The sequence below is a fragment of the Acidovorax sp. ACV01 genome (assembly GCF_014851495.1).
GTDB lineage: Bacteria > Pseudomonadota > Gammaproteobacteria > Burkholderiales > Burkholderiaceae_C > Acidovorax > Acidovorax radicis.
Genome location: NZ_JACUZT010000002.1, coordinates 58,106 through 78,093, shown reverse-complemented (window position 1 = coordinate 78,093; position 19,988 = coordinate 58,106). Strand labels below are relative to the sequence as shown.

Sequence of the window (19,988 nt, the reverse complement as noted above, 5' to 3'; positions counted from 1 at the left end):
GCAGCCCCTTGCCCTCATGGATTGCGCCACCCCTCCGCGAAGTCCGAACACCAGCAGCTGCCCATGCCCCCACCCCCCAAGCCGGAACCCGCCGCCATCCACTACCGTATTGAGCCGTGGGACCTGCACGCTCATCTATTTCGCATAGCACTGACGATCACCCATCCGAAGGCGCTGCAAGAGGTCTCGCTGCCAAGCTGGATTCCAGGGAGCTATCTGGTGCGGGAGTTCTCCAAAAACCTGCAAGAACTGAAAGCCCGCCAGGGCAAGCAGGAGGTGAAGCTCACGCAACTGGACAAGCACCGGTGGCAAGCAGACTGCAGCGCGCACAAGCCACTGGTCCTGACATATGTCGTCTGCGCCTACGACACCTCGGTGCGCACAGCCTGGCTTGACGCATCGCGCGGTTTTTTCAATGGCACCAGTCTGTGCCTGCGCGTGCACGGGCAGGAGAAGCAACGCCACACGCTCGATATTGCCAGCACATCTGCCACAGCCGCCTGGTCGGCGGCCACCGGACTCTCTCCCCTCAAGATAGACAAGAAGGGTTTTGGCCTCTATGTGGCGACAAACTACGACGAGCTGGTCGATTGCCCGGTAGAGATGGGCCTGTTCTGGACCGGCCGTTTCACAGCCTGCGGTGTTCCGCACCGCTTTGTGGTGGCCGGAGCGGCTCCCTCTTTTGACGGCAAACGCCTGCTGGGAGACACCCAGAAGATCTGTGAGACCGCGATCCGCTTCTGGCATGGCGAGGGCAAGGCTCCTTTCAAGAGCTACCTGTTCATGCTCAACGCCGTGGGCGACGGCTACGGGGGGTTGGAGCACCGCAACTCCACCGCACTCATCTGCGGCCGGCGCGACCTGCCACGGATGGATGAGACCCGAACTGGCGATGGATACACCACCCTGTTGGGACTGATCAGCCATGAGTACTTCCACTCCTGGAACGTCAAGCGGCTGCGCCCCGCTGAGTTTGCTGAATACGACTACGCGCGGGAAAATTACACAGAACTGCTGTGGTTCTTCGAGGGCTTCACCAGCTACTACGACGACCTGCTGCTGCGCCGTGCCGGATTGATCGATGATGCGGTCTATCTGAAGCTCGTCACCAAGACCATCAACCAGGTACTGCAGACCCCGGGTCGGACCGTACAGACCGTGGCGCAGTCCAGCTTTGACGCTTGGGTCAAGTACTACCGCCAGGACGAAAACACCCCCAACGCGACGGTCAGTTACTACACCAAGGGCTCACTGGTGGCCCTGTGCCTGGACCTCGCCCTCCGCCGTGAGGGAAAGACGAACCTGGACGAGGTCATGCGCACGCTGTGGACGCAGTGCCAGGGTGGCCCGATGACCCAGGAAGATGTGCTTGCTGTGTTGAAAGAACTGTCTGGCCGATCTTTCGGTACGGAGCTGGCGCAGTGGGTGCACAGCACCACGGAACTCCCTCTGGTAGAGCTTCTGGAAGCCAACGGTGTGTCACTCAAGGCTGAGACACCCCAATGGGCGCAGCGGCTGGGACTGCGGGTGGGGGAAAACCACAGCATCCATATCAAGACCGTGCTACGAGGCGGCCCTGCCGAAAAGGCAGGCATGGCGCCAGGTGACGAGTGGCTGGGCATCGACGTGAACGGTCAGGGTTGGCGCATTAGCAAACTGGAAGACGTAGCGCTCTACGCTGGCACCGAGACATCGCTGACCGCTCTGGTAGCACGGGACGGGCGTCTGCTGCGCCTGCAGCTCGATCTCCCAGCCCGCAGCCCGACCGCTCTGTCAAAGAAGGGCTCCCGCAGCACCACGCCGACCACGACGGTGCCGGACACGGTCAGCCTGTCGATTGCCAACGCCGCCGCCGTAGGGCGCTGGCTGAACTGAACAGGGGACATGCGTCTGGCGCGATACGGTGTTTTACCTACCAGCGCGCGGTTCGGGCCTGCTTGGGTATATTCGTCCGTGCAGTCATAACCACCTATAAACCCTGGAGATTTCATGTCCTACGAAACCATCGAGGTCCGCATCGAAGCGGACAAGGTCGGCATCATCACGCTCAACCGGCCCAAGCAGCTCAATGCGCTGAATGACCAACTCATGAACGAACTGGGCACGGCGCTGAAAGCTTTCGATGCGGACGAAAAAATAGGCTGCATTCTCGTCACTGGCAGCGAAAAGGCGTTTGCGGCGGGTGCTGACATTGGTGCCATGGCGAAATACAGCTTTGCCGACACCTACAAGGGGGACTACATCACCCGCAACTGGGAAGCCATCCGAGCCATCCGCAAGCCCGTCATTGCCGCTGTCAGCGGCTTTGCCCTGGGGGGAGGCTGCGAGCTGGCCATGATGTGCGATTTCATCATCGCCGCTGAAAACGCCAAGTTTGGCCAGCCAGAAATCAAGCTGGGCGTGATCCCCGGCGCGGGCGGGACGCAGCGCCTGCCGCGCGCAGTGGGCAAATCCAAGGCGATGGACATGGCCTTGACAGGACGCATGATGGACGCGGTGGAAGCCGAGCGCGCCGGTCTGGTCAGCCGTGTGGTGCCCAATGACAAGCTCATGGATGAAGCGCTGGGTGCCGCCATCATCATTGCAGGCTTCTCACAAATCGCCGTGATGGCAGCCAAGGAATCGGTCAACCGTGCCTTTGAAGGCAGCCTGTCGGACGGCGTGATGTTCGAGCGCCGGCTCTTCCACGCCCTGTTCTCCACCCAGGACCAAAAGGAAGGTATGGACGCTTTCATGAACAAACGCGCCGCGAACTTCACACACCAATAATTTTTGTTCTATAATTTGGGGCTTCGGTCGTATAGCTCAGTTGGTTAGAGCGCAGCATTCATAATGCTGATGTCGGTGGTTCAAGTCCACCTACGACCACCAAATCAAACCCACAGTGCGGCAACCCACTGTGGGTTTTTCATTGGTGCCGTGCTGCTGGCGCATGTGCCGGGCATCACTGCATGCCCGCGCAGGCGTGCGTCACCGGCCTCGGATGGCCTGCGGGTTCAAGAGCCCCCTCAAACGGCAGGCACGCCCTAAAATTCTTCTTTCAGCCCCTGGATGTAAACCATGAATCGCTGCACAACCTCCCACGCCTCTCCCATGCGGAATCTCAGTCGGCACCTAGTCGCTGGGCTTGCCAGTGTTTTGCTGTATGCCGCGCTGCCTGCTGCTGCCCAGGTCCAGCCGGGGCTCGGAGGCATGCGCAACTTCCCCGACGCGGCTCTGCGCGGCACCTTGACCCTCAACACGGTGTCGGAGGCCACGCTCAATGGCCGAACCATCCGCATGGCGCCCGGTATGCGGCTGCTGAGCCCACAGAACACGCTGGTCATGGCCCACACTGTGCTAGGCCAGAGCTACAAAGTGAACTACGTCATCGAAACCAGCACAGGCATGCTGATCACCGCGTGGATCCTGACCCAGGGTGAGGCCGAACAACCCCGCAAGGGCAGTGACACGGTCGAGCGCAACTACCGCGCCGAATCCGACCCCATCAAGAAATAACACAGCGACTGCGCCCTACGCCACGGCGCAGTCGATTCAACGCTTGCGGTGCGCAGTGGCGCTCCGCCCTGCCCTTTTTCCGATAGCGAGCCCGCCATGGCCAAAAAAGTCTTTATCAAAACCTTCGGCTGCCAAATGAACGAGTACGACTCGGACAAGATGGCCGACGTGCTCAACGCCGCCCAGGGCTATGAGCCCACGCAGAATGTGGACGAAGCCGACCTCATTCTGTTCAACACCTGCTCGGTGCGCGAGAAGGCGCAAGAGAAGGTGTTCAGCGACCTGGGCCGCATCAAGCACCTGAAAGCACGCGGTGTGAAGATCGGCGTGGGCGGCTGCGTGGCCAGCCAGGAAGGCGCCGAGATCATCAAGCGCGCGCCCTATGTGGACGTGGTGTTCGGCCCCCAGACCCTGCACCGCCTGCCTGAGCTGCTGAACCAGCGCGATCGCCTGGACAAGCCCCAGGTGGACATCAGCTTCCCCGAGATCGAGAAGTTCGACCACCTGCCACCGGCGCGGGTCGAAGGTGCGAGCGCCTTTGTCTCCATCATGGAAGGCTGCAGCAAATACTGCAGCTACTGTGTGGTGCCCTATACGCGCGGTGAAGAGGTGAGTCGCCCGTTCGACGATGTACTCGTGGAGGTGGCGGGCCTGGCCGACCAGGGCGTCAAGGAGATCACGCTGCTGGGCCAGAACGTGAACGCCTACCTGGGAAAGATGGGCGGCACGGCAGAGATCGCCGACTTCGCGCTGCTGCTCGAATACGTGTCTGACATCCCAGGCATCGAACGCATCCGGTACACCACCAGCCACCCCAACGAATTCACGCCCCGGCTGATCGAGGCGTACGCCAAACTGCCAAAACTTGCCAGCCACCTGCACCTGCCCGTGCAACACGGCAGCGACCGCATCCTGATGGCCATGAAGCGCGGCTACACCACCATGGAGTACAAGAGCACCGTGCGCAAGCTTCGCGCCATCCGCCCCGACCTGGCCATGAGCAGCGACTTCATCGTCGGCTTCCCGGGCGAGACGGAAGACGACTTCAACAAGATGATGAAGCTGATCGACGACATCCACTTCGACAACAGCTTCAGCTTCATCTTCAGCCCGCGCCCCGGTACGCCTGCCGCCGGCCTGCACGACGACACGCCACACGATGTGAAGCTGCGCCGCCTGCAGCACCTGCAGGGCGTGATCAACGCCAACATCAAGTCCATCAGCGAAAGCCGCGTGGGATCGGTGCAGCGCATCCTGGTGGAAGGCGCCTCCAAACGCGACGCCACCGAACTGATGGGGCGCACCGAATGCAACCGCGTGGTCAATTTTGTGGGCCAGCCCCGCCTGGTGGGCCAGATGGTGGATGTGACGATCACCGAAGCAAAGGCCTACACGCTGCGCGGAGAAGTGTGCATCAGCGAGGCGGCGCTCGCTGCCTGACGCACACCCGACACCCGTGGCAAAACCTGCAGACAACCTGGCGCACGCAGATCTGCACAAGGCCGACGGCCCGCTGCGCGGCCTCTCGTTCCAACAGCTACTGCTGCTGGCGTTTCTGCTGATAGCAGGATTGCTGGGGGTGAGCTCATTGCGCGCGCTCTATACGCTGGAACAGCTCATGGTTCAAAGCCGCCATGGTGCCGCCGAGGCCATCGCCCTCAGCACAGCTGCCCAGGCGCTGAACCAGCGCGGGCAAGCGCTGGAACGCGCGGCCCGCCAGTCCCTGGTGCTGCGGGATGCGCCGCTGCGCCGCAGCTTCAACGAAATGTCCGTGGAAGCGCAGGCCATTCTCGACCAGTTGCACCAGGGCGGCCTTCCCGAAGACCAGACCAGCCAATGGCGCGCGCATCTCGACGCCGTCAAGGCGCTGCTGGATGCCCCGCCGGAGCGGGCGCTGGAGAACGAGCAACTGGTCGCGGAAAAATTTGTCGCACTGGAGGCACTGCACACTGACATCGTGCAATCCGTCCAGGACATCAATGCCCAACGCAACCGTGCACTGCAGGACCAGGTGGAGGCGAGCCGCAGCAACGTGACGCACCAGGTGGTGGGAGTGATCGTCCTGGCGCTGGTACTGGCCTTGGCACTGGGCATCTGGCTCGCCCGTCCTTTCAAGCGACTGGAAGGCACGATCCGGCGGTTGGGCGAAAACCAGCTCGAAGCGCCCGTCGTGATCTCCGGCCCCGACGACGTGCGCCGCGTGGGGCAACAGCTGGAGTGGCTGCGGCTCAGACTGCTGGAACTGGATTCCGACAAGGCCCGCTTCCTGCGCCATGTCTCGCACGAACTGAAGACACCCTTGGCCGCGCTGCGCGAGGGTGTGGCACTTTTGCAGGACGGAGTGACCGGTGAACTCAATGCCGGTCAGCGCGAAGTGACACAGATCCTTCACCACAATACGCTGGTCTTGCAGGGGGAGATCGAAGCCTTGCTGCGCTTCAATGCAGCGGCCTTTGAGGCGCGCCAGCTGCAGCGGCGCGATACCGACCTGCTCGCGCTGCTGGAAGCCCAAGTGGAGGCCCAGCGCCTGCAGTGGCAGGCCCGGGGCCTGAGGTTACTCGTGGAGGGCCCCGCCGTCTCTTTGCAAATCGATGCCGACAAAATCGCCTCGGCGGTCAGCAACCTGCTGTCCAATGCCATTCGTTTCTCCCCCAAAGGTGGAACGGTGCGGCTGTCTCTCTCTCGCGATGCGGACTGCGTGCGCGTGGATATCTCAGACCAGGGACCCGGCGTGGCCAAAACCGACCGCGACCGCGTGTTTGAGCCCTTTTACCGGGGCATACGCCAGCCTGACGACGCCGTGCGAGGCACCGGAATCGGGCTATCAATCGTCCAGGAGTACGTCGTCGCCCACGGCGGCAGCGTGCGGCTGGTGGAAGATGGCGTCCACTCCTTTTTTCGCATGGAACTACCGCATGCTGCCTAGCATTCTTTCCGCCCACCCGCTCCACCCACGCCCTCTGAACCTTCCGGCGCGGGTCTTGTTGCTGGTGGCGGCACTCACGATGGCAGGCTGCAATGCAACCGCCCCCCAGGCAGTGGCCGCGCCTGCACAGCCCACGGCCATTGCGCCCCCACCCCCCGTGGCTGCGGAATCTCCCAACGCCCGCCAGATCTCCGCCACCGAGACCCCCCAGGATGCGACCCCGGTGTTGCAGGTGCTGGCGCAAACGGACCGTACCCTGCGCATGGCACCCGCAGAACTGGCCAAAGAGATTGCCCGCCTGGGCGAGGTGGAAGATGCATCGGTGGAGACCTCGCTTCTTCTGGCCACAGCGCTGGCGCAAACGCGCCAACCCGTCGATACGGCCCGCGCCCTGGGCCTGGTGCAGCGCGTGATGGGCAACACCGCGGCTGCGGCGCAAGTCCTGCACCCCTTGGCGCGACTGATGGAATCGCGGCTTCTGCAGCAACGCCGGCTGGAAGACCAATTGGAGCGGCAAACCCAACAACTGCGCGAGGCGCAGCGCCGCAATGATCAACTCAATGAGCGGCTGGAGGCGGTGCGCGCTATCGAACGCAGCCTGACCACACGCCCTGCCCCGCTTCCCGCGGCACCGGCCTCTCTTCCGGGCAGCAGCCCCCAACGCCCAGCGCCCTGACCTTCTCCAGAAGGTGCGAAAGAACCCGCCATGGCAGCTACCTCCACCCCATCCCGCGCAACGCCACGCGCCCGTGTCCTCGTGGTGGACGACGATGCCGACATGCTGCGACTGCTGTCGCTGCGCCTGCAGGCCGCAGGATATGACGTGGTCGCCGTGGGCTCGGCCGAGGCGGCGCTGGCCCAGCTGGACATGGCGCGCCCGCAGCTCGTGCTGAGCGATGTGCGCCTGCCTGGGCGCGATGGCCTTGCGCTGTTCGACGAAGTGCGTGCGCGGCACCCTTCGCTGCCGGTCATCCTGCTCACTGCGCACGGCACCATTCCCGATGCCGTGGAAGCCACGTCACGCGGGGTATTCACCTACCTCACCAAACCCTACGACGGCAAAGAACTGCTGGAAAAAATTGCCCAGGCCCTTGCCCTGAGCGCACCTGCCGTCACACATGCCCATGCCAACGAGGCTTGGCGCGCCGAGATCGTGAGCCGCTCCAACCGCATGACCGACTTGCTGGCCGAGGCCTACATGGTGGCCCAGTCGGACGCCAGCGTGCTGCTGCTGGGCGATAGCGGCTCGGGCAAAGAGCTGCTGGCCCAGGCCATCCACCGCGCCAGTCCGCGGGCACGCCATCCCTTTGTTGCCGTCAACTGCGGCGCCATCCCCGAAGCCCTGCTCGAATCCGAACTGTTTGGCCACGTCAAAGGTGCCTTTACCGATGCAGTGAGCAACCACAAGGGGCTGTTCCAGGCTGCGGAAGGCGGCACCTTGCTGCTGGACGAAATTGGAGACATGCCGCCCGCCCTGCAGGTCAAGCTGCTGCGGGTGCTGCAAGAGCGTGCGGTACGCCCCGTGGGGGCCAGCCAGTCGATTCCCATCGACGTGCGCATCATCTCGGCCACACACCGCGATCTGGAGGCCGCCATGGCCACGACCCAGTTCCGCGAAGACCTGTACTACCGGCTCAATGTGGTCACACTGGCGCTGCCCACCCTCGCAGACCGTCGCGAGGACATCGCGTTGCTGGCCAACCACTTTCTCGACAAGCTGGCGCGCAAGTACGACAAGCGCCTGTCGGGCTTCGCGCCCGAGGCGCTCAAGGCCCTGACCCTGGCCGCTTGGCCCGGCAATGTGCGCCAGCTCTACAACGTCGTCGAACAGGTGTGCGCCCTGTCCACCACGCCACTGGTGCCCCTGACGCTGGTACAGCGCGCATTGCGCACGCCGTCCACGCAGGTGCTGAGCTTTTCCGAGGCCCGCCAGCGCTTTGAGCGCGAGTACCTGGTGGGTCTGCTCAAGATGACGGATGGCAATGTGGCCGACGCCGCGCGCCTGGCACAGCGCAACCGCACGGAGTTCTACCGGCTGCTGCAAAAACATGCACTGACCCCCGGACACTTCAAGAACGACGCAGCCGACAATGAAGACGTCGCTGATGAGCGACACGACTAAGCCTTTGATTTTTCCTCAGTTTTTCTCAAGCGCTCCGTCTCGCTGTCGCCACATGGCGACAGAAACTCTGTATTTGCACGCCGATCCACGGGTTGCACAACTGCTTACATGCGGTTAACTACATAAGCCATTGATTTAAAACAGTTTTTCCAAGCTGGCACAGGGTTTGCCCTAGTTCCAGCATGCAAGCTGTTTTTTCTCACCGTTCACGCTTCACCGGTCGGCTCCCACAGGCCGCAATGGCGCTGGCCACCGCCCTGTTGGCAAGCGCAGCACAGGCCCAAAGCTTCGATTTCGACAGCGTCACCCGCATGGCCCGGGAACGGGCGGAGAAGCCGTATCGCACATCCAGCGACAAGCTCCCCGCCGACCTCGCCAAACTCAACTACGACCAGGTGCGCGACATCCGCTGGCGCCCCGACCGTGCCCTGTGGCGCGCCGAAAAGTTGCCGTTCGAGGCCATGTTCTTCCACCTGGGCCTGTACCAGAAGGAGCCGGTGCTGATCAATGAAGTGACGCCCCAAGGCGCGCGCCACATCGGCTACAGCCGTGCGGACTTCGACTACGGCAAGAACCAAGTGCGGCCCGAGGCCTGGGGCGACCTGGGCTTTGCGGGCTTTCGCCTGCACAACCACCTCAACTCCAGCGCCTACAAGGATGAACTGGTGGTCTTCCAGGGCGCCAGCTACTTCCGCGCACTGGGCAAGGACCAGCAGTACGGCCTGTCTGCGCGCGGACTGGCCATCGACACCGTGGGTGGCAGTGGCGAAGAGTTCCCGCGCTTCACGGAGTTCTGGCTGGTGCGGCCCGATCCCTTGTCCACGCAAGTCACGGTGTATGCGCTGCTGGATTCGCCGCGCGCCACTGGCGCCTACCGCTTCGACATCCAGCCGGGCACGCAGACCACCACTACCGTGCGCAGCCGCATCTTTGTGCGGCCCGGCGCTGGCAGCAAGCCCATTGCCACGCTGGGCATTGCGCCGTTGACCAGCATGTTCTTCTTCGGCGAGAACCAGCCCCGCAAGGACGACTTCCGGCCCGAGGTACACGACTCCGACGGCCTGATGATCGCCACCGGCGAGGGCGAGTGGCTGTGGCGCCCGCTGCAGAACCCCAAGCAGACCCAGGTCACGTCGTTCGCCACAAAGAACCCCAAGGGTTTTGGCCTGATGCAGCGTGACCGCCAATGGGCGAACTATGAGGACGTGGAAGCCCGGTATGAGCGCCGCCCCAGCGCTTGGGTGCGCCCCCTGCACGACTGGGGCGCAGGCCGCGTGGAACTCGTGCAGCTCAACACCCCCGATGAGACGCACGACAACATCGTGGCGTATTGGGTGCCTGCCCAGATGCCCGCACCCGGCCAGCCCCTGGAATTTGCCTACGAGCTGAGCTGGCAAGGCGATGAGCAGCAGCGGCCGCCCGGCGCCTGGGCCACGCAATCGCGACGCGGCATGGGCTACACCAAAGAGACCGCTGCCGCCCTGCGCCAGCAGGCGCAGTTTGTTGTCGACTTCGACGGCCCCGCACTCAAGGCCCTGCCGGCCGAAGCTGTCGTCAAGGCGGTGGTGAGCGCCGACGCCAACGGCAAGGTGCTGGAAAACATCGTCTACCGCAATCCCGCCACCGACCAGTGGCGCATGACTGTTCGCGTACAGCGCCAAAAAGCCGATCGTCCGATCGAGCTGCGCGCTTTTCTTCAACACGACAACAACGCTGTGAGTGAAACATGGACGCACATCATTCTTCCCGAGTAAGCCCCACGGTGCACCACCACCCCCAGCGCAGTGCACTGCGCGAGGAACGGCACCCGAATGCCGTCACCGCACCGCCGGTCCACCGAGGCTCCATGGCGCCCGTCCCCTGGCGCGGCTTCTGGAACAGCGTGGGCACAGCCCTGCTTCTCAAGCTGACCGGTCGCGCCAAGGTCAGCCATCCCGCATCACCCGAAAACCGGCCAACCCAGGCATGGGAAGGCGCCGCGCAGCGCCGCCGTTGGACCTTTGCCGTGCTGACCGTGCTGACCACGGCCCTGGCAAGTTTTCTGTTTGCGGGGGTGCAACCCGAGTATGAGAACCCCTGGTTGGGCTACGGCCAGATCGCACTGTTCGCACTGCTGTCTGCCTGGGTGGTCACAGGCTTCCTCACGGGGCTGATGGGTTTTTGGGTGATGCTGCGCGGCGACAAACATGCGCTGTCCGTACGCAGCGTTGTGGAGCATGTGCTGGCGCCTGACGCGCGCACGGCCATCATCATGCCAATCTGCAACGAGGACGTGGCCACGGTGTTTGCAGGGCTGCGGGCAACGTGCGAGTCGGTGGCATCCACCGGCCACGGGGCCACCTTCGACGTGTATGTGCTGTCCGACAGCTATGACCCCGCCATCGCCCGGGCCGAGCGCGCCGCATGGGAAGAACTGCGCAGCGCCCTGGCACAGCACAGCCAGCAACCGCAAGTGCAGGTTTACTACCGCCTGCGCGCCCGCCGTACACACCGCAAGGCCGGCAACGTGGCCGACTTCTGCCGCCGCTGGGGCAAGGACTACCGTTACATGGTGGTGCTGGACGCCGACAGCGTGATGAGCGGTGACTGCATCGTCTCGATGGCCAAGCTCATGGAAGCCAACCCCACGGCCGGCATCATCCAGACCGCGACGCAGGCCATTGGCCACGTCACGCTGCACGCCCGCGCGCAGCAGTTCGCATCGCGTGTCACGGGCCGCCTGTTCACGCTGGGCATGCAGTACTGGCAGCTGGGCGAATCCCACTATTGGGGCCACAACGCGATCATCCGCGTGGCTCCCTTCATGGAGCACTGTGCACTGGCCCCCATCAAGGGTAAAGGCGGCCTGGCGGGCGGCATCATGTCGCACGACTTTGTCGAAGCTGCGCTGATGCGCCGCGCCGGCTACCACGTGTGGCTGGTATCGGACCTGATCGGCAGCTATGAACAGCAGCCCCCCGACCTGCTGGCCGAGCTGCAGCGCGACCGCCGCTGGTGCCAGGGCAATCTGCAGAACGCACGCCTGATGGCCGAACCTGGCATCCACGCCGTGCACCGCTCGATGTTCATCACAGGGGCCATGGCCTACTTGTCGGCACCGCTGTGGCTGGCCTTCCTCACGCTGGGCACGGCCCTGTGGCTTTCGGGCGCCAAGCTCGTGGCCGACTGGCACATTCTGCCGGCCGAACTGCTCTCGCTGTGGGCATGGACACTGTGTATGCTGTTTCTGCCCCGCATCCTGGGGGTAGCCGCCGTGTTCATGCGCCGCGAGCAAAAGGAGTACGGCGGCACCGTCAGCCTGCTCAAGAGCGCTGCGCTGGAGAGCGTGTTGGCCATCCTGCAGGCGCCTATCCGCATGTTGGCGCATTCGCTGTTTGTACTGATTGCACTCACAGGCCTGAAGCTGGAATGGAAGTCGCCCCCGCGCGAAGCCCACGCCGTACCGTGGCGCCATGCCGCACGCCAGCTGGCTCCGATGAGCCTGGTGATCGGTCTTCTGGCCGTGGGCGTGGCATTGATCGACAGCAGCGCCTTGTTGTGGCTCATGCCCGTCGGACTGCCGCTGGCCTTGGCGATTCCGCTGGCTGTATTGACGAGCCAGATCGCTCTGGGCAAGGCCATGCGTGCGCAACGCCTTCTGCTCATCCCCGAGGAATCCTGGTCGCCCCCCGTGCTGCGCCGTGCATGGCTGCATGCAAGCCGACTGGCACGACCAGCGCCGCTGGCGACGCTGTGAAAGTGTGAGAAATTTCACACAAACCACAAGCCGGTGCATGCACCGGCTTTTTTGATATCGCTACCATATTAATAGCAATAAAATGTCTACCATCAAGCGCCAGGACCTGAAAATTGCATAACCATGGAGCATCAATACGCCCTGAACCTCGGTCTTGCGCCCGTTACGATGCGTATCCTTTCCACCCAGCCCCTATGCCTACAACCGCTTATTGCGGTTTTAGGCAGTGCGCGGCCCCGCTATCAATGCCCTCGTCTCTGTTTTCACCTGTCGCCCGCTGGCGGCTGTTCCACGCAAGCACACTCACCCTGGCCATAGCACTCACAGGCTGCGCCATGCCCCCCGCGCAAGCGCCTGTAAAAGCATCTGCCCCGGTCGCCGCACCAGCACCTCCTCCTTCCCCCCCCGAGCCCCCAGGGCGCGTCATCTTTGCGGGATTTGCGATGCATTCGCAGTCCAAAGCCTTCCGCAACGACGTGCTGCTTGCCGAAAAGCTGGTCAAAGCCATCGATCCAAACGCGCTGATGCTCAAGCTGGCCAATCCAGCACGCGACCAGCCCACCGATTGGCCACAGGCCACCCCAGAGAATTTTTCGCTGGTGATGTCAAAAATGGCTGAAGTGGCGCGCCCGCAGGACCGCGTTCTGCTGCTCATATCGACCCACAGCAACCCCGGCCTGCTAAATATCAGCGTGGGCGGCAAACACGTGCCGCCCATCACCACCAAAGCCCTCAGCGATGCGCTGGCGCCGCTGAACAAGGTGCCCACGCTGGTGGTGCTTTCCGCCTGCTACAGCGGTGCGTTCGTCGAGCCCCTGAAGGCTCCGAACCGGGTGGTGCTCGCGGCCACGGACGTGGGCCGCACCACCTTCAATTGCCAATACAACGGCAACAACACGCCATTTTCCGAAGCGCTGTTTGGCCAGTCAGGTGCAGAAAACCGTTCGATGACCGATTGGATGGGAGAAGCGCAAAAGGCCATCGCAGCACAGGAAAAGCGCCGCAAGGTCTCAGCGTCCCAGCCACGCATCTTTGTCGGAGACAAGGCCAAGGCCTGGGCAGACCAGCCCCTCAAGAACTGGCTGCAAGAGCCGTAGGCACGGCCGCTTCCAAGAATGCAAAAACCCTGAAGAAGCAGCGCCTCTTCAGGGTTTTTTCATGCCAATGCCCGCGGTGCTCAGAAAGGCATCTTGGGCATGCCGCCCCCGCCCATGCCCTTCATGCCGCCCATCTTCTTCATCATCTTCATCAGGCCGCCGCCCTTCATCTTTTTCATCATGCCCTGCATCTGCTCAAACTCCTTGAGCAGGCGGTTGACTTCCTGCACATGCACGCCCGCGCCGCCCGCGATACGCTTCTTGCGTGTGGCCTTGATGAGGTCGGGCTTGCGGCGCTCCAGCGGCGTCATGCTCTGGATGATGCCTTCCTTGCGCTTGATGTCCTTCTCGGCCTTGTCCATGTCCACGGCACCGGCCTTGGCGGTGAGGTGCGACGGCAGCTTGTCCATCAGGCTGGAAAGCCCACCCATCTGTTTCATCTGCTGAATTTGGGAGAGGAAGTCGTTCAGATCGAATCCGTCACCGCTCTTGACCTTGGCCGCCAGCTTTTGCGCCGCCTCCATGTCCACACCGGCTGTGACCTGCTCCACCAGCGCCACGATGTCGCCCATGCCCAGAATGCGGCCCGCGTGGCGCTCGGCATCGAACACTTCCAGGCCATCGAGCTTTTCGGACACCCCGGCGAACTTGATGGGGGCCCCCGTGATCTGTCGCACCGACAGCGCGGCACCACCACGCGAATCGCCATCGAGCTTGGTCAACACGATCCCGGTGAGCGGCAACGCCTCCTTGAACGCCTTGGCCGTGTTGATCGCATCCTGCCCCTGCATGGCATCGACCACGAACAGCGTTTCCACCGGGTTCAGCGCTGCGTGCAGGTCCTTGATTTCCTTCATCAGGACTTCGTCGATCGCCAGGCGGCCGGCCGTGTCCACCAGCAGCACGTCGAAGTAATGCTTCTTGGCATAGTCGAGCGCGGCCAGGCCGATATCGAGCGGCTTCTGGTCAGGCGTGCTCGGGAACCACTCGGCACCGGCCTGTTTGGTGACCGTCTTGAGCTGCTCGATGGCCGCAGGGCGGTACACGTCGCCCGAGACGGTGAGCACCTTCTTCTTGCGCTTTTCGATCAGATGCTTGGCCAGCTTGGCCGTGGTGGTGGTCTTGCCCGCGCCCTGCAGGCCGGCCATCAGGATCACGGCCGGTGGCTGGGCGGCCAGATTGATATCGGCCACTCCTTCACCCATGGTGGCGGCGAGTTCCCGGTTCACGATACTGACCAGTGTCTGCCCAGGCTTGAGTGAACCCAACACTTCCTGACCCAGGGCCTTGTCCTTGACCCGGGCAATGAAGTCACGCACCACCGGCAGGGCTACGTCGGCCTCCAGCAGCGCCATGCGCACTTCGCGCAGCATGTCCTGCACGTTGGATTCGGTGATGCGGGCCTGGCCACGCATCTCCTTGACGAGGCGCGTGAGTTTGTCGGTAAGGGCGGAGGCCATAGGGAAGATGTCCGGTGTTGCCTGCGCGCCAGGGAGCTGGCGGTGGGGCGAAAGGCTAAACTGCGATCCATGATTTTACCCAGTGCTTCCCCCGCCAGCTGGCTGCTGGCCCTGGCCGCTGCCGTGGCATACGCCGTGCCCGCCGCCGCGTCCTCACGGCTGGGGGCCACAGCGGCACGCAATGCGCTGCTGGTGGCCTGGGTACTGCACGGCGCGGTACTGGTATGGGGCTTGTGGGGCGACGCCCCCCGATTTGGTTTTGCGCCCGCCTTGTCGATGACCGCCTGGCTGGTGTTGACGGTGTATGCGGTGGAGCGACAGCTCTTTCCGCAGATGCAGTCGCGCTGGGTTCTGGCGGCACTGGGCGCCGTGGCCATCGTGCTGGCAGTGCTCTTTCCCGGCCAGCCGCTGCACGTGGCGGCTTCCGCCTGGCTGCCGCTGCACCTGGCATTGGGCATTGCATGTTACGGTTTGTTTGCCGCCGCCGTGGTGCACGCCTGGCTCATGACACGCGCAGAGCAGCGCATCCGCCAGGCCGAAGACCCCCACAGCGGCATCCCCTTGCTCACACTGGAGCGCCTGACCTTCCGCTTTGTGACGGCAGGCTTCATCCTGCTGACCGCCACCCTGCTGGCGGGCTGGCTGTTTGGCGACACGCTGTACGGCAGGGCTTGGCGATGGGACCACAAGGCTGTGTTCTCGCTGCTGTCCTGGCTCACGTTTGCAACCCTGCTTGTGGGACGAGCCCGCTTCGGATGGCGGGGCCGCAACGCTGTGCGCGTGCTTTATGCAGGCGCGGCACTGCTTTTGCTGGCCTATGTGGGCTCCCGCTTTGTCATGGAAGTCGTTCTGGGCCGCAGCGTATGAAATACCTGGTCTTGCTGGTGGTCCTGGCCGTCGCCATCGGTATCTGGCGCAGCCGCCGCGTGCCAGATGCAACCCCTTCCAAACCGCCTGCGCCACCACTGGCGCTCCCCCAGAACATGCTGGCCTGCGCCCACTGCGGCATCCACATTCCGCAGGCCGAAGCCTTGATGGTCGGCAGCAACGCCTACTGCTGCGCAGAACACCGGCACCTGGGCCCCGCCTGAATCCGACCATGCGCACGCTGCCCCCTGGCTCCTTGACATCCGTCATCGATGCGCCGTTTGTGCGCCTGTGGCGCGGCTTTCTGACGGGCCGTGTCATGGTGGCGCTGGCCCTGTTGGTGCTGCAAGGGGCTGGGCAGGTTATCAACCAAGCCACCGAGCCGGCCGTGCTGGCGGTGTGCGCCGCCTATCTGGTGGCCGCCATCATGCTGCGTGTGCTAGCCAGGCACAAACCACCCTCGCCCAGGGTTGGCCCCCAGTGGCTGCCATCCATCGGGCTGGACCTTGCCGCAATTACCGCTCTGCAACTGCTGAATGCGGGCACCATGAATTACACCCCCCTGTTCGGCCTGCCCATCCTGATGGCGGCCGTGCTCGGGACGCTGACCCTGGCACTTGGCACCACGGCAGGAGTCACGCTGCTGCTGCTGGGCTGGGCCTGGTGGCTGGGTTCGGGCACCGCAGGCGACGACGCGCCACGCTACCTGCAAAGCGCGCTGACCGGAACGGGCTATTTCATCGTGAGCTACCTGGTGCACCAGCTCGCGACACGCCTGGCGCGCGAGCAGGAGGTGGCGCAGCAGAGCCAGGTCACCGCCCGGGTGCAGACACAGGTCAGCGCACTCGTCATCCAGAACCTGACCGACGGGGTACTGGTGGTGGACGAAAGTGATGTCGTGCGAATCGCAAACCCCGCAGGACTCCAGTTGCTTGGTGGGGCGTCCCTGCCCGAACTGCCGTTCATCCTGGCATCCGAAGCCCCCTGGAATCCGCTCGTTATCCTGGCGCGGCGCACCTTCCGCCAGGAGCAGTCCCAGACCGCGGACGTGGATCTGCTGCATCCGGGGCAAAGTCCCACCGGACTGCATGTACGCACCTGGTTGACTTCGACGCGCGAGGCTGCGCGCCAGACACAGACCGAGCGGCTGTGCGTGATGTTCCTGCACGACCTGCGCGAAATGGAAGCCCGCCTGCGCACGGAAAAACTCGCCGCCATGGGTCGCATGTCGGCCGCCGTGGCCCATGAAATCCGCAACCCGCTGGCCGCGATCGTGCAGGCCAATGCCTTGCTCGAAGAAGATCTGCACGACCCGGCACAAAAGCGCCTGGCCCACATGGTGCAGCAGAATGCCGACCGCCTTGCGCGCATTGCCGAGGAAGTGCTGGACATTGCCCGTGTGCAGCACCAGATCAGCCACGCACCAGCGTCCACGTTGCCGCTGGACGAAACGGTATCGCAGGTATGGAATGACTGGCAGGCACAGGACCCCGTGCAGCGCCGGGCGGTGGTGATGCTGGAAGCTGGCAATACGCACGTGGAATTCGACACCGAGCACCTGCGCCGCGTGCTCGTGAACCTGCTGGACAATGCATTGCGCTACGTGGGCCAGGAGCCGGACTCCCTCACGGTGACCACCCGCACCTTGCCTTCTGGCCAGACCAGCCTGCAAGTCTGGAGCGACGGTGCTCCCATGGACAAATCCGTAGAGCGCCATCTGTTCGAACCATTTTTTTCATCCGAAAGCCGCTCCAGCGGTCTGGGCCTTTATATTTGCCGCGAGCTGTGCCAGCGCCATGGGGCGTCCATCAGCTATCAGCGGCTTACCCGCACCACCCTGCGGGGCGAGGTGGGAGGCAACGCCTTCACCATCGGCTTTCGCCGCACCACACGCCCTGCCGAAGCCGCCACGCTGTTTGACACCATCGTGGTCTGAAACGCCTTGCCATGAACGCCCCTACTGCTTCCATCCTCGTCGTGGACGACGAACCTGATCTGCGCACCTTGTACGAGCTGACCTTGCTGCGCGAAGGCTACCGTGTGGAAACCGCATCCAGCGTCCAGGAGGCTCGCGATCAGCTCAAAGCCCACCGTTTCGATGCCGTCATCACCGACATGCGCCTGCCCGACGGCTTCGGCATGGAACTGCTGCAGGACCTGCGCGACCAGCAGCGCCGTGAGCGCTGCGTGGTCATGACGGCGTATGGGTCGGCCGAGAACGCCGTGGAAGCCCTGCGCTCCGGTGCGTTTGACTACCTGACCAAGCCCGTGGACCTGAAGCAGTTCCGTTCGGTGGTCGCATCGGCCGTACAGGGGACGGGGGGCGTCCCTGCGCCCCGGGCAACACGTACGGGGGGCGTACAAGGTCGGCAGGGCACTTTCAGCGCAGATCCCTTGGCGGCGGGCTCCGCGCTGGACCGGATGGTGGGGGCCTCCGAGGCCATCCGCAACGTCAAGCAGCGGGTGGCCAAGGTGGCGCGCGGCATGGCGCCCGTGCTGATTCATGGTGAATCCGGCACGGGCAAGGAATTGGTGGCGCAGGCGCTGCATGCCAGCAGCCAGCGTGCAGATGGGCCGCTGGTGGCCGTGAACTGTGGCGCCATCCCCGAGAACCTGCTGGAGGCGGAATTTTTTGGGGCCCGGAAAGGTTCCTACACCGGCGCCAACCAGGACCGGGATGGCTACTTTCAGGCCGCCCGTGGCGGCACACTTTTTCTGGACGAAATCGGTGACCTACCCCTGGCCATGCAGTCCAAATTGCTGCGCGCCATCCAGGAACGCAGCGTGCGACCGCTGGGCTCCACCCAGGAAGAGACGGTGGATGTGCGCATCGTCAGTGCCACGCACCGCGACCTGGCCGCAGACGTGCAATCGGGCCGCTTCCGGCAGGATCTCTACTACCGGCTCAATGTGATCGAGATCGTGATCCCCCCGTTGCGCGAACGGCGCGAAGATCTGCCTGTGCTGTGCTCCGCGCTGCTGGCGCGCATTGCCCAGGAATCCGGCATGCCGGTACCCTCCCTCACGGAGCACGCGCTCCAGGCCATTGCGGCGCACCCCCTGACCGGCAACGTCCGGGAACTGGAAAACCTGCTGCACCGGGCCGTTGCGCTCAGTGACGGGGACGAACTGAATGTGGATTGGCCCTCTGGCACCCCAGACCCGCTGAAGGCGCGCCCGATTACAGCGCCCGCCCTTCCCAACCACGCCGAGGCGCAGGTCCCCTACTCACCGCCAGCGCCCGCCGCCAATGTGGGCGGCTCGGTAGCTCTGCCCAATGACCTTCAGGCCTGGCTGGACCAGCAGGAGCGGGACATCCTGATCCGCGCCCTGCGCGAGGCGGGCTTCAACCGGACCGCGACTGCAGCCCGGCTGGGCATCAGCCTGCGCCAAATACGCTACCGCATCGCCCGGCTGAACATCGCCGTTCCCAATGACCAGGACCCGCATGACGAAATCGGCTGAAGCGGAGCCAGGCGGACTCCCGCCTTGGGATGGGGGGTGGCACCGCGCAGCCACAAGACTGGAATCCCCCAACCACGGCTTGCGTCCCACCGCAGCAGCGTCCTTCATCGACCTGATCGTGGTGCACTCCATCAGCTTGCCGCCAGGCGAATATGGAGGGAACGCAGTGCAACAGCTGTTCACCAACACGCTGGACTGGGACGCTCATCCGTATTACCAGAGCATCCGAGGCTTGGCGGTGTCGTCGCATTTCTTCATTGACCGCGCTGGCGCCGTTTGGCAGTTTGTGGACTGCGACCGCCGGGCTTGGCACGCTGGCCAGTCGGCCTATCGCGGGCGCGGCCAGTGCAATGACGATTCGATCGGCATTGAACTGGAGGGCCTTGAGGGGCTGGCGTTCGAGTCCGCGCAGTACCAGACACTGGCCATGCTCTGCCGGGACATCGAGCAGCGCTACCCCATCGAACACATCGCCGGGCATGAACACATCGCACCCGGACGCAAGCGAGACCCGGGGCCGGGGTTCGACTGGGTGCGGGTGCAAAAAGCACTGCACTGGCCACTGCTGCGCTTTCCACTGCCCACCCGGCCCGCCATACAAGCCGCCAGCTGAATGCATGGTGGCAGCGCCACGTCAAGCGACTTTTTTCTTTGTGCAACTGCACATAAGTGCATACCCAGACACCGTGCGGCTTCGGGGAGAAAACCCGCTCGAAACGCTTGTTTTTGCGCGGGTTTCTTTCTACTTTTTCGCAGTGGCAAGGGATTCCAACGGGGTCATCCCAAGGGCTTTTGGCAGCGCTGACATGCTGTTTCG

16 protein-coding genes and 1 tRNA gene are annotated in these 19,988 nt (G+C 63.7%); 16 read left to right on the top strand and 1 reads right to left on the bottom strand.

Annotated elements, in window-relative coordinates:
* Nucleotides 1-63 precede the first annotated feature (63 nt).
* The 11 genes from IB243_RS04900 to IB243_RS04850 all read left to right on the top strand — a co-directional run bounded on the left by IB243_RS04900 (nucleotide 64) and on the right by IB243_RS04850 (nucleotide 13,379).
* Nucleotides 64-1,875, top strand: coding sequence for a M61 family metallopeptidase (locus tag IB243_RS04900; protein WP_192425488.1), 1,812 nt, complete (start codon nucleotides 64-66; stop codon nucleotides 1,873-1,875).
* Nucleotides 1,876-1,989: 114 nt separating this feature from the next.
* The gene (locus IB243_RS04895) at nucleotides 1,990-2,769 is read left to right on the top strand and encodes an enoyl-CoA hydratase (RefSeq protein ID WP_192425486.1); all 780 of its coding nucleotides are present in this window, start codon (nucleotides 1,990-1,992) and stop codon (nucleotides 2,767-2,769) included.
* Between the two features lie 25 nt (nucleotides 2,770-2,794).
* Nucleotides 2,795-2,871 (top strand) — tRNA-Met (locus IB243_RS04890).
* A 222-nt stretch (nucleotides 2,872-3,093) separates the two neighbouring features.
* On the top strand, nucleotides 3,094-3,498 hold the full coding sequence (locus tag IB243_RS04885) for a hypothetical protein (protein WP_225584756.1): 405 nt from the start codon (nucleotides 3,094-3,096) through the stop codon (nucleotides 3,496-3,498).
* Nucleotides 3,499-3,594: 96 nt separating this feature from the next.
* Entirely contained in the window at nucleotides 3,595-4,938 is a 1,344-nt protein-coding gene (gene miaB / locus IB243_RS04880) for a tRNA (N6-isopentenyl adenosine(37)-C2)-methylthiotransferase MiaB (protein WP_192425482.1), read from the top strand.
* Nucleotides 4,939-4,954: 16 nt separating this feature from the next.
* Nucleotides 4,955-6,424, top strand: coding sequence for a sensor histidine kinase (locus IB243_RS04875; RefSeq protein WP_370540314.1), 1,470 nt, complete (start codon nucleotides 4,955-4,957; stop codon nucleotides 6,422-6,424).
* Nucleotides 6,414-7,100, top strand: a complete 687-nt coding sequence (locus IB243_RS04870) for a hypothetical protein (protein ID WP_370540313.1) — start codon at nucleotides 6,414-6,416, stop codon at nucleotides 7,098-7,100. The genes IB243_RS04875 and IB243_RS04870 overlap by 11 nt, the downstream gene beginning before the upstream one ends.
* Nucleotides 7,101-7,130: 30 nt before the next feature.
* Nucleotides 7,131-8,546: a sigma 54-interacting transcriptional regulator gene (locus IB243_RS04865; RefSeq protein WP_192425480.1), complete on the top strand. Its 1,416-nt coding sequence runs from the start codon at nucleotides 7,131-7,133 to the stop codon at nucleotides 8,544-8,546.
* 239 nt (nucleotides 8,547-8,785) lie between these two features.
* On the top strand, nucleotides 8,786-10,300 hold the full coding sequence (locus tag IB243_RS04860) for a glucan biosynthesis protein G (protein ID WP_192425478.1): 1,515 nt from the start codon (nucleotides 8,786-8,788) through the stop codon (nucleotides 10,298-10,300).
* Entirely contained in the window at nucleotides 10,273-12,282 is a 2,010-nt protein-coding gene (gene mdoH, locus IB243_RS04855; protein WP_192425476.1) for a glucans biosynthesis glucosyltransferase MdoH, read from the top strand. Before IB243_RS04860 ends, mdoH begins: the two co-directional genes overlap by 28 nt.
* A 443-nt stretch (nucleotides 12,283-12,725) precedes the next feature.
* A complete protein-coding gene (locus IB243_RS04850; RefSeq protein WP_192425475.1) occupies nucleotides 12,726-13,379 on the top strand; it encodes a C13 family peptidase in 654 nt (217 codons plus the stop codon).
* Nucleotides 13,380-13,459: 80 nt separating this feature from the next.
* Here the strand turns inward: IB243_RS04850 and ffh are convergent, their stop codons facing one another.
* Nucleotides 13,460-14,839, bottom strand: a complete 1,380-nt coding sequence (gene ffh / locus IB243_RS04845) for a signal recognition particle protein (protein ID WP_010459595.1) — start codon at nucleotides 14,837-14,839, stop codon at nucleotides 13,460-13,462.
* Nucleotides 14,840-14,908: 69 nt separating this feature from the next.
* Between ffh and IB243_RS04840 the strand changes: the two genes are divergently transcribed.
* Genes IB243_RS04840 through ampD form a run of 5 tightly spaced genes read left to right on the top strand, consistent with a single transcriptional unit; the run spans nucleotide 14,909 to nucleotide 19,784 of the window.
* Entirely contained in the window at nucleotides 14,909-15,706 is a 798-nt protein-coding gene (locus IB243_RS04840; RefSeq protein WP_057270213.1) for an inner membrane protein YpjD, read from the top strand.
* On the top strand, nucleotides 15,703-15,930 hold the full coding sequence (locus tag IB243_RS04835) for a PP0621 family protein (protein ID WP_010459599.1): 228 nt from the start codon (nucleotides 15,703-15,705) through the stop codon (nucleotides 15,928-15,930). The genes IB243_RS04840 and IB243_RS04835 overlap by 4 nt, the downstream gene beginning before the upstream one ends.
* Before the next feature lie 8 nt (nucleotides 15,931-15,938).
* Nucleotides 15,939-17,642, top strand: coding sequence for an ATP-binding protein (locus IB243_RS04830; RefSeq protein WP_192425473.1), 1,704 nt, complete (start codon nucleotides 15,939-15,941; stop codon nucleotides 17,640-17,642).
* Between the two features lie 11 nt (nucleotides 17,643-17,653).
* The gene (locus IB243_RS04825) at nucleotides 17,654-19,171 is read left to right on the top strand and encodes a sigma-54 dependent transcriptional regulator (protein WP_192425471.1); all 1,518 of its coding nucleotides are present in this window, start codon (nucleotides 17,654-17,656) and stop codon (nucleotides 19,169-19,171) included.
* Nucleotides 19,155-19,784 carry a 1,6-anhydro-N-acetylmuramyl-L-alanine amidase AmpD gene (gene ampD, locus IB243_RS04820; protein ID WP_192425469.1) on the top strand — a complete coding sequence of 210 codons (630 nt, stop codon included), beginning with the start codon at nucleotides 19,155-19,157 and terminating at the stop codon, nucleotides 19,782-19,784. Before IB243_RS04825 ends, ampD begins: the two co-directional genes overlap by 17 nt.
* Nucleotides 19,785-19,988: the final 204 nt, after the last annotated feature.